The organism is Roseivirga sp. (genome assembly GCF_049099775.1).
Classification (GTDB): Bacteria; Bacteroidota; Bacteroidia; order Cytophagales; family Cyclobacteriaceae; genus Roseivirga.
Genome location: NZ_JAGDZM010000007.1, coordinates 617338 through 630944, shown reverse-complemented (window position 1 = coordinate 630944; position 13607 = coordinate 617338). Strand labels below are relative to the sequence as shown.

The window sequence follows — 13607 nt, the reverse complement described above, 5'->3', positions numbered from 1 at the left end:
CTTACTGGAAGGTAAAATCGTATACATGAAATATCATCTTGTCTTCTTCCAAGTAAGGATACTCCTTAAACGAAGCATTTAGAAACAAGCCCTCTGGACCAACAAAGGCTGTATATTGACTATAGGTGTTTTTAGGGATTTCAAGCTCTTTTATAAAATTCATCTCCTTGCCAAATACCGATACAAAGAACCTTGTATCCTGAATTGTATTCCGAACACCAGGGTTATAAGGCTTCCCTGTTCTGTGTAGCCTGTAGAATAGTTGTCGATAAGGATCATATAGAATGTTATAAAATACAGGCGTCTCGAACCGATAGTCATTAATAAATGCCTGAGTCGGGGCATTCTTAAATTCAGGTGCCTGATCTGGAATGGAACTTACACTGCCATTGAATGATTTATTCCCATCAGTTCGCAAGTTGTAACTAAAAACCGTTGATGAAACAGGGTAATTGTAATAGACTAACTCTCCGTAGTGCGTAAATGAAATACCTTGATAGGTACCATAACCCACTTTAGCATTCTTCATCAGTGGTGCGTGTTGCGGGCCAATGAATTCAAACTCCTTAGTATTTAAGTCTATAGCAATAAGAAATGGACTGTTTTTCTCTTCTAGAGACGCATTCCTGCGAATTGAGTTTTCAAGAATAACCCTTTTCAATGTAGCGCTATAAAAAGGTTTGGATTCTGGGCTTGCAAAATCGATTAATACTCCTTCTGGGGCTTCACTAAATAAATTCATTCTGAAAAAGACCTCACCATTGTCGTTAATGAGCTTCATATTTCCTTCATCAAACACAAAAATGGAATCGAGGTTATGAACTTGGAAGTTCTGTATGTTCCCTATTCCATTTGGCCCTCCTTTTTCAAGAGACACCGTTTTGGACAATCGTTTTTTGGCGACATCATAGAACAAAAGGGCATGTTGGGAGCTATGATATTTAATGAAGTAGAACTCACCCCCCTTTTCATAGGTATCGAATCGGAAATAGGTGTAACTGCTTTCATCATCGATTTCGATTTTTAAAGTATCTACTTTAAAAACCAGTTCACCTTTTTGATTCAACGATGTTATAGTACGCTGACTTTCTTTTTCGCCACAAGACAATAATAACAGCGAAAGCTGTAAAAAGAAGAAACACACAATCGTTTTGGACATAGAGATAAGGCTACAGTTGCTATAACGGCTCCATTGATTTATAAGTTAGATTTTAAACTCACATGCATGGCCTTCATTCTGTAAGCTTTATATAATACCCTTCTTTTTCTCAGCAAATCCTGTTTATTTTAGACTCAATCCTATGAATTAAAGCACTATGAGATACGAACACATCGGGAAAGCACTTTTCATCAAAAATCGAGAAAAGCTCAAGGCGAAAATGAAGCCAAATTCGGTTGCCATCATTTGTTCAAATGATATTATGCCTACCAATGCCGATGGCACCATGAGTTTCCGTCAGAATAGTAATTTGCTTTATTTCTCAGGCATAGATCAGGAAGAATCAGTGCTCCTGATAGCCCCTGACTTTCCAAATCCAAAAATGCGTGAAGTTCTATTTGTGCGTGAAACTAATGAACTCATAGCGGTTTGGGAAGGTCACAAATACACCATGGAAGAAGCTACCGAAACCTCTGGTGTAGATACTGTTATGTGGGTTGATAAGTTTGAGAGTACGCTAAATACAATTCTTGCCGAAACAGAAAACATCTACCTCTATAACAATGAGCATATCCGTAACGGATCTGAAGTAGAAACAAGATCTGATCGCTTCAATAAATGGTGCCAAGCGAAATACAGTAATTACACTTATGAAAGGCTCGCTCCTATCGCTTATGACTTACGGACTGTAAAAGAAGCTAGGGAGATTGAGCTCATGCAAACAGCTTGCGATTTAACCGATAGTGGATTTAGAAGGATATTGGAATATGTAAAACCCGGCGTTTGGGAATTTGAAGTAGAAGCCGAATATCTGCATGAATTTGTACGTCAAAGATCAAAAGGATTTGCATACACACCAATTATAGCTGGCGGTGGAAACGCTTGCGTTTTGCACTATATAGAAAATAAAGATCAACTGAAAGATGGCGATTTGTTATTGATGGACGTAGGTGCAGAATATGCCAATTATAATGCTGACATGACACGAGTTATCCCGGTAAACGGAAGATTTACTCAAAGACAAAAGGATGTTTATAATGCCGTTTTAAGGGTTAAAAATGAAGCGACAGCGCTTTTGCGACCTGGAAACAGCATACCAGACTACCATCAGGCAGTTGGCGAAATTATGTCAAAAGAATTAGTCGATTTAGGGCTAATCTCTACCGAAGATATTAAAAATGAAAACGCAGACTGGCCGGCATACAAAAAGTACTTTATGCATGGCACATCACACCATATTGGTTTAGACGTCCACGATGTCGCGAGCATTTATACTGACTTTAAACCAGGCATGGTTTTCACGGTAGAACCGGGCATCTACATCCCTGAAGAGGGAATTGGAATCCGATTAGAAGATGATATTGTCATCACAGAGGAAGGTCATTTAAATCTTATGGCAAACATTCCTATTGAAACTGAGGAAATAGAGGATATCATGAACGCCTAAAATGGATTATGATGTTGTTGAAGGCTCTATTCAAGAGGCATTAATCGTACTGAAAGACTTGCCAGAATTTGACAAATTAAAGGCAGCGGAATATTATATAAACAAGATTGGTCACAAACCCAATCTTGTTTTGTTGGCTAAGCAAGACGAGCAAATCATCGGATGTAAAGTAGGCTACGATCGGTTTGACGATGGCTCTTTTTACAGCAGCTTGGGAGGAGTATTGCCACGTTGCAGAAAGTTAGGTATCGCCAAAAAATTGGCAGACTGTCAAGAACAATGGGCAAGAAAAAAAGGTTATCAGTCCATCAAGTTTAAAACCTTGAATCGTCATAAAAGCATGATCATTTTTGCCATAAAAAATGGTTTTGAGATATACAACATCAAACCAAAAGACGAACTTGAGAATTATCGAATTGAAATGATTAAATACTTACCATGAGCCAAGAGTTTAATAGCGAAAAAGCACCAGAACCAGTAGGACTTTATCCTCACGCCCGAAAAGTAGGCGACCTTCTCTTTCTTTCTGGAGTAGGGCCTCGCGAAAGAAATACCACAAAGATACCCGGCGTAACTCTTGATGATAATAGAGAAATTGTTTCTTATGACATAGAAGAGCAATGCAGGTCAGTATTTAAAAACGTACGACTCATTCTTGAAGCTTCTGGGAGTAGCTGGGATAAACTTGTAGATGTAACGGTTTTTCTAACGAATATGAAAGACGATTTCGCCACGTACAATCGTATCTATGCCGAATATTTTGCCGATAATCAGCCGTGTAGAACTACCGTAGAAATTAATTGCTTACCAACACCAATCGCTATAGAGCTAAAGTGTGTAGCAACACTCTAACATCTTTCCTTTCCATTTTGGTTATATTGAGCTTTTCGTTTTATAAGAAAACGCTCAACAACAAAATCTTTTAGCAATAATTATGGCATGTCTATTGAGCGTAAATCAATACCAACCAAAACATTATGATCAAATTTTTTAAGCGAATCTGGAAGGCAATTACTAATTTTCTCAGGAAGCTAAAACCTGGCGATGTCGCATGGAAAGGCGCTAATAAAGCCATTGCAACCACTGCAGCTATCATTTGGATTATAGGCTCTGCCATGATGTTCGTCATCCAACCTTCAACTTATTTCGGAATCGCGATGATTGCATTAGGCCTCATCATCGCTTTTTTAATGGGTTTATCAGGGATTCTCGCAAGGCTATTGATCAAATCTATGAACAAAGGCCTATTTTGGGTAATTCCCGGGGTATTCTTTTTAATGTCATTTGTTTTCGGTGCTGGAAGCCTTAGCTGGAAATTCCCAGTATTTGTGATTGTTTTTGCCGGTGCATTGGGAGCGGGAATCTTTACTTTAATAAAACCCACACGCAGTAATAATACACTTATACAAAAAATTGTAGCACTTACAGGAAGCCTTATCGGTGTAGCTGGGCTCGTTTGGGGACTTATTTGGTTAATGGACACTGGCTTCAAGCCGGAAGTAGAACATATCAATGCCGCCCAAAAAGCCGAATACAAACCTGCTCATATCCAAATGCCTAACCCTAGCGAACCGGGTGATTATGAAGTTGAATTTTTGACTTACGGCAGCGGGAAGGATAAACACAGAGATGAATTTGGTAAAGACGTGGCCATAGTCACTGACTCGATTGACGGTTCTCGACTATTGGGAAACTGGAAAGGTACCACAGGTAAATTACGTACCTGGTACTGGGGATTTGACGATGAAGCCTTACCCATCAATGGTCGGGTGTGGTATCCTAAAGGAGAAGGCCCATTCCCAATTGCCTTAATCGTTCACGGAAATCACAGCATGTTCGACTTTTCAGATGGCGGTTATGAATACCTAGGTAAATTATTGGCGAGTCAAGGAATTATCACCGTAAGCGTAGATGAAAATTTTATTAATAGTGGTTGGACAGATTTTATAGGCAGCGGTTTGAGCCAAGAAAACGACGCTAGAGGATGGCTTCTGCTTGAACATTTAAGGTACTGGAGAAAATGGAATGATACTGATGGTGGCATTTTCAATAAGAAAGTCGACTTTGAAAATGTAGCTGTTATGGGTCACTCCCGTGGTGGTGAAGCGGCAGCAGTAGCGGGCTTCTTTAACCGTTTGACCTACTACCCAGACAACGCAAAACAGGAATTCGATTTCAACTTTAATATTAAGGCAGTGGTGGCCATTGCCCCGGTAGATGGACAATATAAACCTGCCAATATCCCAACACCACTAGAGAACGTAAACTACTTGGTGATTCATGGTGCCAATGACGGCGATGTTCAATCATTTGCCGGATTACGACAATACGAACGTGTCGCTTTTACCGACTCTACCGAGTATTTTAAATCAGCGGTATATGTTTATGGTGCCAATCACGGACAATTCAATACCTCCTGGGGCAACCGGGATGCTGGTTTTCCATTTGGTGCATTACTAAATGTAGATGCACTCATGCCGATGGAAGAGCAACTAACGGTTGGAAAAACTTACATCAGTGCCTTTCTGCAAACTACGCTACAAGGAAAAAAGGAATATCAGCCATTCTTTAAAGATTATCGTGCCGGAGAAGATTGGCTACCCGAAACTATCTATCTAAACCAATATCAAGCTTCAGATTGGAAAGTACTTGTCGACTTTGAAGAAGACTTGGACCTAACAACTACTTCTTCACAAGGAACTGTCGAAACAGAAAATCTCACGGTTTGGAAAGAGAAAATTGTTGGAATGAAATGGGGAAACCGAGGCACTCGTGCTGCTTATATCGGGTGGGATAGTTTAGCCTACGAAGCCGATACAGCTCGCTATAAGATTTCGTTTGCGGAAGAAATTGATGCCAGTGTTATGACTTTTGAGCTTTCTGAAGCTAAAGGCAGTACTTATCCCGACAAAAGCAGAGACAAAAAGAAAAAAGAAGCTGATGAGAAAAACGAGGAAGAGAATGAAGCTAATAACAATGCTGACGAGGAAGAAAATAATAATTCTGACAGCAATGATAACGAAGACGCTGAAAAGGAGGGTAATGAGAATGGCGAAGACAAAGATGAGGATGAGGAAAAAGATGAAGATGAGGAAAAGAAAGCTCCAGAACCTCTCGACTTTTCAATCACATTTACTGATAACAATGGCGAACAATCCACAATTAAATTAAGTGACTATAGCTACCTCCAACGTCAATTGTCAGTAGATGTATTAAAAAACACGGAATTACAGGGTACCGGAAAATCTGAGGCGGTATATAATACCTTCTTTGTGGATTTAGCTAAGCTGAAAGAAACAAATATGAACTTCGATACGGCGAGCATCAAATCAGTTGAATTTGTATTTGATCAAATAAAAAAGGGCGTCATTATTCTGGATAAAATTGCCGTTCACTAGCCTTTAACTTTTCCAAAAAACAAGTACTTACTCCCATATTGGGAATAAAGAAACACAGCCTATTTCGCCTAAATGCCTTTTTTGGGCGATAAAGTAGGGTACAGCACATGTAGAGCGTATTGGTATATGAATTGTAACTGGTAGCGCATACCAAACGATTTAGCAATGACTACCTCGACCAAAAGCATAGAAAAAAGAATTTTTAATTCAATGTCCAATTTGGGCAGCGGACTTCTTTTGAAAATTTTGAGTCCTTTTACTGAGGGAGACTTCATAGAAATTGATGACGAACTAGGGTCTGTCAAAAAAAGTGGATGGAAATTTACCACCATCGAAAAGATTAGTGGTGGTGAGTTGAAACTTCAGAATACTGTTTTCTTCAAAAAACAGGTAAAAAATCTAACTGACAAAAATATTACTTGCTTGGAGCTTTCTATTGGTATAGGCTACGAAAGCAATATGAAAAAAGCGAAAGAAGAGATCTTGAATTTCTTCTCACACCAGGAGCGTTTACTTGATCTACCTAAACCCAAAATTCACGTTTCTAAAATCAACTCTAATTTCGTTGAGCTTACCATTAAACCTTGGTGCGCTCAAGAAGACTTCCTTTCACTAGATATGACTTTACAATCTGATTTGAAGCAATACCTTGTTTCGAAGAGTTTTGTCATTGAGAATCAAGAATCGGTTTACGATGAGACCAAAATGTTGGCCTAAAATCAGTCATTTTTTACTTACGTAACCGATAGGATATATTTGTAGAAATACAAAATCCTAATGGAACTCCTTTGGCTTGCTTGCGGCGTATTACTTGGTATCATCATCGGTTGGTTACTGGCTCAAATACGGGTTAAAAAGTCAGGCACATTTGAGTTACAAAACAAACTACAATTTGCAGAAGAACGTCTTCTAAGCAATTCTACTGAGCTTTCCGAGAAAAAATCTGAACTTTCACAAGAAAGAGAAAAGAACCAAGATTTAAGTAATGAACTCACCAGGGTAAATACAGAATACAAGAACCTGGAGGCAAAGTTGATCGATCAGAAAGATGAGCTGAACAGATTGAATGATAAATTTGCTTTAGCATTTAAAAATTTAGCTAACGATATTTTCGAAGAGAATAGCAAGAAATTTACTACTCAAAATAAAGCTAACCTTCAAGACATCTTAAGCCCCTTAAAGGAAAAGATTGGTGAATTTCAAAAGCGTGTTGAAGAAAACAGTAAGGATGGCGCGGAAAGAAACACCAAACTTTCTGAACAGATTAAACATTTGAGTGAACTCAATAAGCGAATTACCAAGGAAGCTGAAAATTTAACAAAAGCACTCAAAGGTGATGCTAAAACCCAAGGCAATTGGGGTGAAGTAATCTTAGAGAGAATATTAGAAAAATCGGGGTTAGAAAAGGGGCGAGAATACGAAACGCAGTCATCGAATTTAGGAGATGATGGTAGAAGATATCAGCCCGATGTTGTGATTTTACTCCCCGAGGAAAGACATATAATTATTGATTCGAAAGTTTCATTAACAGCATATGAGCGATTTACCCGTGCTTTAGACGAAGAGGAAAAAGCTCTTCAATTAAAACTTCACATCGGTTCGATAAAGTCTCATATTAAAGGTTTAAGCGACAAGAACTATCAGAACTTGTACGGTCTTGATGGTTTAGATTTCGTTTTTCTATTTATACCAATAGAACCTGCCTTTATGGTTGCCGTTCAAGAAGAGCCAGATTTATTTAATGAAGCTTTTTCCAAAAACATCGTCATAATAAGCCCGACAACGCTAATGGCTACGCTTAGAACCATATCCTCCATTTGGAAACAGGAGTATCAAAGTAAAAATGCCATTGAAATTGCGAGACAAAGTGGGGCGCTTTACGACAAATTTGTAGGCTTTACGGAAGACTTACTTAAAGTGGGCGATAATTTGAGTTCTACACAAAAGAACTATGATGCAGCATTGAATAAACTCACCGATGGCAAGGATAATCTAATCCGTAAAACTGAGAAGATTAAGAAGCTAGGAGCAAAAACAAGTAAACAAATAGATCAAACGTTATTTAAGAAAAGTATAGAAGAGTAAGATGGAATTAACTGCTGACAATAAACTTAAGAAACTCATAGTAGTTGGCGATAGGCTTTTGATAAGGCCGAAAAAAAACGTCGAAAAGACAGAAAGTGGTCTTTATTTACCTCCTGGGGTTCAAGAAAGAGAAAAAGTGCAAACCGGCTATGTTATAAAAGTGGGCCCTGGCTACCCTATTCCCTTACCAACTGAGGAAGACGAGCATTGGAAAAACAACGATGAAAAGGTGAAATATGTCCCTCTACAGGCCCAAGAGGGTGACCTTGCTATATTCTTACAGAAAAGCGCAGTAGAGATTATATATCAGGGTGAAAAGCTCTTTATCGTGCCACAAGCATCGGTTTTAATGCTTGAGCGAGAACAAGATCTGTGAATGGCTTCCATTCGCATCGAATAATGATTAATTTTGCAACATTATTCAGGGATGCAATGTCTTACAGAGAAATGTACCTGATGAAAGAACCAAAGCTTCAAAAAAGTTATTGGCAATAATTGAAACCATTTACAGAAACAAAGTATTTCATTAAACAAGAACAGGTCAATCTAGCATATGAATTACAAAGCCATAAAATTCTCACGTTCGAATCAAGCCGAATTCATTAGTGATCTTCGAAAACGCGTGAAGACTTATTTCGACTCAAACGAAATTTCAGTATATGGGAATACGACAATGGTAATGAAAACCGTTGCCATGTTCTTGATGTACTTTGGTCCTTACATTTTAATGCTTACAGGCGTTGTTACCCAACCTTGGTTAATCTTGGTAATGTGGGGTATAATGGGCTTTGGCATGTCTGGTATAGGCCTTTCTATTATGCATGATGCTAATCATGGTTCTTACTCCAAAAACAAGAACGTAAATAAAGTTTTGAGTTATGTAATGAATCTTATCGGTGCTAGTTCTTTTAACTGGAAAATTCAACATAACGTACTACATCACTCATACACAAATATTGAAGGGGTAGATGAAGATATTGATCCGGGAATTTTAATGAGGCTTTCACCTCATGCCAAGCACTATAGACTTCATAAATTTCAACATATATATGGCTGGGGTTTTTACGCTATTATGACTTTCCTTTGGTTAACCTCCAAAGATTTTGTACAACTAAACAGGTACAAAAAAATGGATCTTATTAAAGGCCAGAAAAGAACTTATAGAAGTGTTCTTATGGAAACCATATTCTCTAAAGTTGCCTATTATGCCTATGCACTGATCATTCCATTGATCTTTATTCAAGCATCATGGTGGCTAATTGTTATCGGCTTTTTATTAATGCATGTTATTACCGGCCTTTGGATTGCGTTAATCTTTCAGCCAGCGCATGTTATGCCGCACTCGGACTACCCTATTCCAGATAATGTTGGGAATATGGAAAACAACTGGGCAGTTCATCAGCTATTTACTACCACTAATTTTTCACCCAAGAGTAAGCTCTTCTTCTGGTACGTGGGTGGTTTAAATTACCAAATAGAGCACCATTTGTTTCCAAACATTTGCCATGTGCACTATAAAAGAATCTCGAAAATTGTAAAAGAGACTGCCAAAGAATACGGCCTTCCTTACAACCTTGAACCAACGTTCGTTTCAGCTATTGCGAGTCATGCAAGAATGCTCAAGAGTTTGGGTCAAGTAAAAACAGCCTAAATTATTTAACCTTAAGATACCGCAAATGAAGCTCAAGTTATTAACGGTCTCATTTGCGGTTTTTTTATGCCTATTCGCCTGCGCGGAAGGAACTGATAACCAAACCCAAGAAACAAAAGCTGAACTGCTTCAACATACCGTTTTAGTTGATGGGCATCCGATAGCCCTATGGGAAAAATCAGATCCTAATGCTAGCCAGTCAATCCTTTTAGTACACGGTAGAACTTGGAGTGCCATTCCGGATTTTGACTTACAAGTAGAAGGCGAAGACTTATCCTTATTGGATGGTTTAGTGGCTAAAGGCTATTCCGTTTTTGCCATAGACCTGAGAGGTTACGGTGCAACACCAAGGGATAGCAGTGGATGGCAAACACCAAACAAAGGTGCCAACGATGTAGCTGCAGCTTTGGAATGGATTATGATGCATAGGAATACGAGTACCAAACCTCATTTATTTGGATGGTCGATGGGTTCAACCATTTCTCATTTAGCTGCACAAAGACATCCCGAACTCTTATCTTCTTTAACGCTCTTTGGATACTGGAGAGATAGTGACCAGATATTTCCAATAGAAGAAAGTATTGGTACGCCTGAAGAAGCACCAACTACAGCTGAAGGTGCGGCAAGCGACTTCATCATCCCCGGCTCAATAAGTCAAAAAGCAATTGATGCTTATGTAAAATCTGCACTAGCATCTGATCCCATTAGAGTAGACTTGAATCGTTACGACCAATTCAATGAACTAGATCCAAATAAAGTAACTATACCAACATTAATTCTTCAAGGTGAGTTTGACCCAATTGGCCCTACACCAATTCAAGCCAAATTATTTGAGAGACTTGGAACAGCCCATAAACAATGGACAGTAGTGAAAGATGGTGATCATGCGGCTTTCATGGAAAGTCCAAGGGCATTTTTTATTCACGCCTTAGTGAACTTTATGGAAGGCGTTTCCATTAAGTAATGCATGCAACCAGTCATCATTATTGGCGCAGGTCTTTCAGGGCTTACTACTGCTTATCAACTAAATAAGGCAGGATATAAATGTCTTGTCCTAGAAGCAAGAGCACTTCCTGGAGGGCGAATTAAAACGCTGGATGGGCCAATTGAAATGGGTGCTACTTGGCTGGGTAATCAACACGAGCATTTAAGAAGGCTTCTTCAAGAAATGAAAGTTGAACTTTTTGAGCAATTTACCGATGGAAAAATCTCCTATGAGGTAGCACATGATCAACCCGTTCAAGTATTTGATATGCCACAAGGTCAAGCACCATCTTACCGGATAAAAGGCGGAACAAGTACTATAATTCAAGAATTAATTAATCGACTTTCTGGTTCCGAAATAATGTATAATTGCCTTGTCGATCAGATTAATGAAGAGGACTTTGGGGTAAGTGTTGTTTTGAAAGATGATAGACGTTTTTCTTCAAAGTATGCTGTAATAACAACCCCTCCGCAACTTACTGAAGCTAAAATCAATTTCGAGCCTGCCCTATCAGATTCAAAGCGTGATATAATGAAGAACACGCACACTTGGATGGGGGAATCAATCAAATATGCAGTGCGCTATAAAAACCCTTTCTGGAAGGAAAAAGGATTCTCAGGAATGGGATTCTCTCAGGCTGGAATACTTCAAGAGGTACATGATCATTGTGATTATGACGAAAAGATATTTGTATTGAAAGGCTTTTTGAACCCTAACCTTCGTGCTTTTAGAAAAGACGATAGAGAAAAGATGGTTGTCGGTACATTGACTAAACTTTTTGGGGAAAAAGCGACACAATTCATCGGCTACCATGAACATGTTTGGCAACATGATCATTATACATCAATCCGCAATCCTACCAGTGTAGTTCCACATCAAAATAATGGACATTCTAACTTAAGAGATTCCATGTATAATGGGAAATTGATTTTCTCAGGCACCGAATCATCACCAGTTTACGCCGGGTATATGGATGGCGCTGTATATAGTGGTTTCCTGAGTGCGAAAACAATTATTGAGCAAGAGGAAAACTATAATACTTAGAGTTTAGCAAACTCCTTAGCATGATAAGTCAAAATGATATCAGCTCCCGCTCTTTTTATACTCAAAAGGGTTTCAGACATAACGGCATCATAATCTAACCAACCCTTTTCTGCCGCAGCTTTCAGCATGGCATACTCACCGCTAACATTGTAAGCAGCAATAGGCTGAGCATAATTATCTTTTAGCAATTTTATTACATCTAAATAGGCTAAAGCAGGCTTAACCATCAAGAAATCTGCCCCTTCATCAACATCCAAATCAGCCTCAATCAATGCTTCTCTTTGGTTGGCAGGATTCATTTGATACGTCTTTTTATCACCACTTTTCGGAGCTGAGTCCAAAGCATCTCTAAAGGGTCCGTAAAATGCACTAGCATATTTAGCAGTATAAGACATTATGGAAACATCTGTAAAGCCAGCATCGTCCAACACCTCACGTATATATCCTACACGACCATCCATCATATCAGACGGTCCAATGATATCTATACCACATTCGGCTTGAGATAAAGCCTGTTTTCCAAGAACTTCAAGGGTTTCATCATTCAAAATTTTACCATCCTGAACAATTCCATCATGACCATCAGAACTGTAAGGATCTAAGGCTACATCTGTCATGATAGCAGCTTCAGGAAATTCTTGTTTGATTTTCTTTAATGCTTGGTGATAAAAGAAGTTGGTATCGTAGCTTCTCGTCGCCAACTTGTCTTTGTATTGATCGTTTACTACGGGAAAAACATCGAAGGATTTGATTCCCAATTTCATGCAATCCTCAATTTCTTGGAGCATTGCCTCTAATCCGAGTCGATAAATACCAGGCATAGAATCCACCTCTACTTTGCTCCGAGGTTCTTCCAATAAAAATAGTGGGAAGATAAAATCGCTTGTTTTCACTTGCGTTTCCTCCACCATACTTCTAATAGCAGCAGATTTTCTATTTCTTCTTGGTCTGATATCCATCATCTAATAATTATTCGATAAAGATACGGCTAAAAGAGGAATTGAGAATAGTCGTAGCGGTCAGTTATTCATCGTCCTTTCGGTATTCAAGAATATCGCCGGGTTGACATTCTAAGGCATCGCAAATAGCCTGCAGCGTACTGAACCTAATGGCCTTAGCTTTGCCAGTTTTTAGAATGGAAAGGTTGGCAAGCGTTATGCCAACAGTTTCAGCCAACTCCTTACTCTGCATTTTGCGCTTGGCTAACATCACATCTAGATTTACAATGATGGCCATAATTATATTGTTAGGTCCTGTTCCTTTTTCAAATTAAGACCATGTTCAAAAGCATTTGCAATCAGGAGTATCATTAAACCCAAAAAGAAGTAAGAGAATAATAAATCTAAACTAAAAGAGAAACCACCCGACCTTGTCAGCCCTTCTATGATAAGGTTATTCTCTAAGAACATTATGAGAAGTTGTCGATGAGCCCAACCCAATACTTCACTAATCATCATGATTAGGCCAATATACCGGAGCCGCTTAACATTTGCCTGACTAAAAAAGTCACGCTCTTCAATAGACCTCAATAATTTCACGAGTAAATGTATAAATAAGAGAACTATTAGACCAATCACTATTGAAGGTAATACAGCTAGATAAAATGGCATGTCTTCGTTTTGTAAAGAGAAATAATATGAACGGGGTTCCATGCTCGCCTCCGTGAATGGTTGGCCTTTGTAAAATCCAGAAACGTTTATGCTATTGGACTTCATAGCGTTTAGCTGATAGTTTTCTCCAATATCTAAGGAAAGTGGAGCTTCTAAATTGCCAGTTAAGGAGGTAATAATCAAAAGACAACAGACTACAATCAGCAAAATTTTACTGATCTCAAGTAA

At 38.7% G+C, this 13607-nt stretch carries 14 protein-coding genes; 10 read left to right on the top strand and 4 right to left on the bottom strand.

All coding sequences use genetic code 11. The features are described 5' to 3' along the window. Nucleotide 1 precedes the first annotated feature (1 nt). Nucleotides 2-1159 (bottom strand): DUF4221 family protein, encoded by a 1158-nt coding sequence (locus tag JXQ92_RS13895; RefSeq protein ID WP_421987225.1) that lies wholly within the window; start codon nucleotides 1157-1159, stop codon nucleotides 2-4. A 157-nt stretch (nucleotides 1160-1316) separates the two neighbouring features. Between JXQ92_RS13895 and JXQ92_RS13890 the strand changes: the two genes are divergently transcribed. From JXQ92_RS13890 to JXQ92_RS13845, 10 genes are all read left to right on the top strand, one after another. After that, nucleotides 1317-2606, top strand: coding sequence for an aminopeptidase P N-terminal domain-containing protein (locus JXQ92_RS13890; RefSeq protein ID WP_421987224.1), 1290 nt, complete (start codon nucleotides 1317-1319; stop codon nucleotides 2604-2606). Nucleotide 2607: 1 nt separating this feature from the next. After that, nucleotides 2608-3048 carry a GNAT family N-acetyltransferase gene (locus JXQ92_RS13885; protein ID WP_421987223.1) on the top strand — a complete coding sequence of 147 codons (441 nt, stop codon included), beginning with the start codon at nucleotides 2608-2610 and terminating at the stop codon, nucleotides 3046-3048. Then, complete coding sequence (locus JXQ92_RS13880) at nucleotides 3045-3458, top strand: RidA family protein (protein ID WP_421987222.1); 414 nt, start codon at nucleotides 3045-3047, stop codon at nucleotides 3456-3458. The genes JXQ92_RS13885 and JXQ92_RS13880 overlap by 4 nt, the downstream gene beginning before the upstream one ends. Nucleotides 3459-3583: 125 nt before the next feature. Further along, entirely contained in the window at nucleotides 3584-6004 is a 2421-nt protein-coding gene (locus JXQ92_RS13875; RefSeq protein WP_421987221.1) for a hypothetical protein, read from the top strand. Nucleotides 6005-6169: 165 nt separating this feature from the next. Further along, on the top strand, nucleotides 6170-6721 hold the full coding sequence (locus tag JXQ92_RS13870; RefSeq protein ID WP_421987220.1) for a mechanosensitive ion channel domain-containing protein: 552 nt from the start codon (nucleotides 6170-6172) through the stop codon (nucleotides 6719-6721). A 60-nt stretch (nucleotides 6722-6781) separates the two neighbouring features. Then, nucleotides 6782-8089 (top strand): DNA recombination protein RmuC, encoded by a 1308-nt coding sequence (rmuC, locus tag JXQ92_RS13865; RefSeq protein WP_421987219.1) that lies wholly within the window; start codon nucleotides 6782-6784, stop codon nucleotides 8087-8089. A gap of 1 nt (nucleotide 8090) precedes the next feature. Next, nucleotides 8091-8465 carry a co-chaperone GroES gene (locus JXQ92_RS13860; RefSeq protein WP_421987218.1) on the top strand — a complete coding sequence of 125 codons (375 nt, stop codon included), beginning with the start codon at nucleotides 8091-8093 and terminating at the stop codon, nucleotides 8463-8465. A 177-nt stretch (nucleotides 8466-8642) separates the two neighbouring features. Continuing rightward, complete coding sequence (locus JXQ92_RS13855) at nucleotides 8643-9740, top strand: fatty acid desaturase family protein (RefSeq protein WP_421987217.1); 1098 nt, start codon at nucleotides 8643-8645, stop codon at nucleotides 9738-9740. 25 nt (nucleotides 9741-9765) lie between these two features. After that, nucleotides 9766-10704 (top strand): alpha/beta hydrolase, encoded by a 939-nt coding sequence (locus tag JXQ92_RS13850; protein WP_421987216.1) that lies wholly within the window; start codon nucleotides 9766-9768, stop codon nucleotides 10702-10704. A gap of 3 nt (nucleotides 10705-10707) precedes the next feature. Continuing rightward, the gene (locus tag JXQ92_RS13845; protein WP_421987215.1) at nucleotides 10708-11769 is read left to right on the top strand and encodes a flavin monoamine oxidase family protein; all 1062 of its coding nucleotides are present in this window, start codon (nucleotides 10708-10710) and stop codon (nucleotides 11767-11769) included. Here JXQ92_RS13845 and hemB read toward each other — a convergent pair. The 3 genes from hemB to JXQ92_RS13830 form a co-directional block, all read right to left on the bottom strand. Beyond that, nucleotides 11766-12728: a porphobilinogen synthase gene (gene hemB, locus JXQ92_RS13840; protein ID WP_421987377.1), complete on the bottom strand. Its 963-nt coding sequence runs from the start codon at nucleotides 12726-12728 to the stop codon at nucleotides 11766-11768. The two genes, JXQ92_RS13845 and hemB, sit on opposite strands and share 4 nt — an antisense overlap. Before the next feature lie 64 nt (nucleotides 12729-12792). Further along, nucleotides 12793-13005, bottom strand: coding sequence for a helix-turn-helix domain-containing protein (locus tag JXQ92_RS13835; RefSeq protein WP_421987214.1), 213 nt, complete (start codon nucleotides 13003-13005; stop codon nucleotides 12793-12795). A 2-nt stretch (nucleotides 13006-13007) separates the two neighbouring features. Beyond that, nucleotides 13008-13562, bottom strand: coding sequence for a DUF2975 domain-containing protein (locus tag JXQ92_RS13830; protein ID WP_421987213.1), 555 nt, complete (start codon nucleotides 13560-13562; stop codon nucleotides 13008-13010). Between the last annotated feature and the right edge of the window lie 45 nt (nucleotides 13563-13607).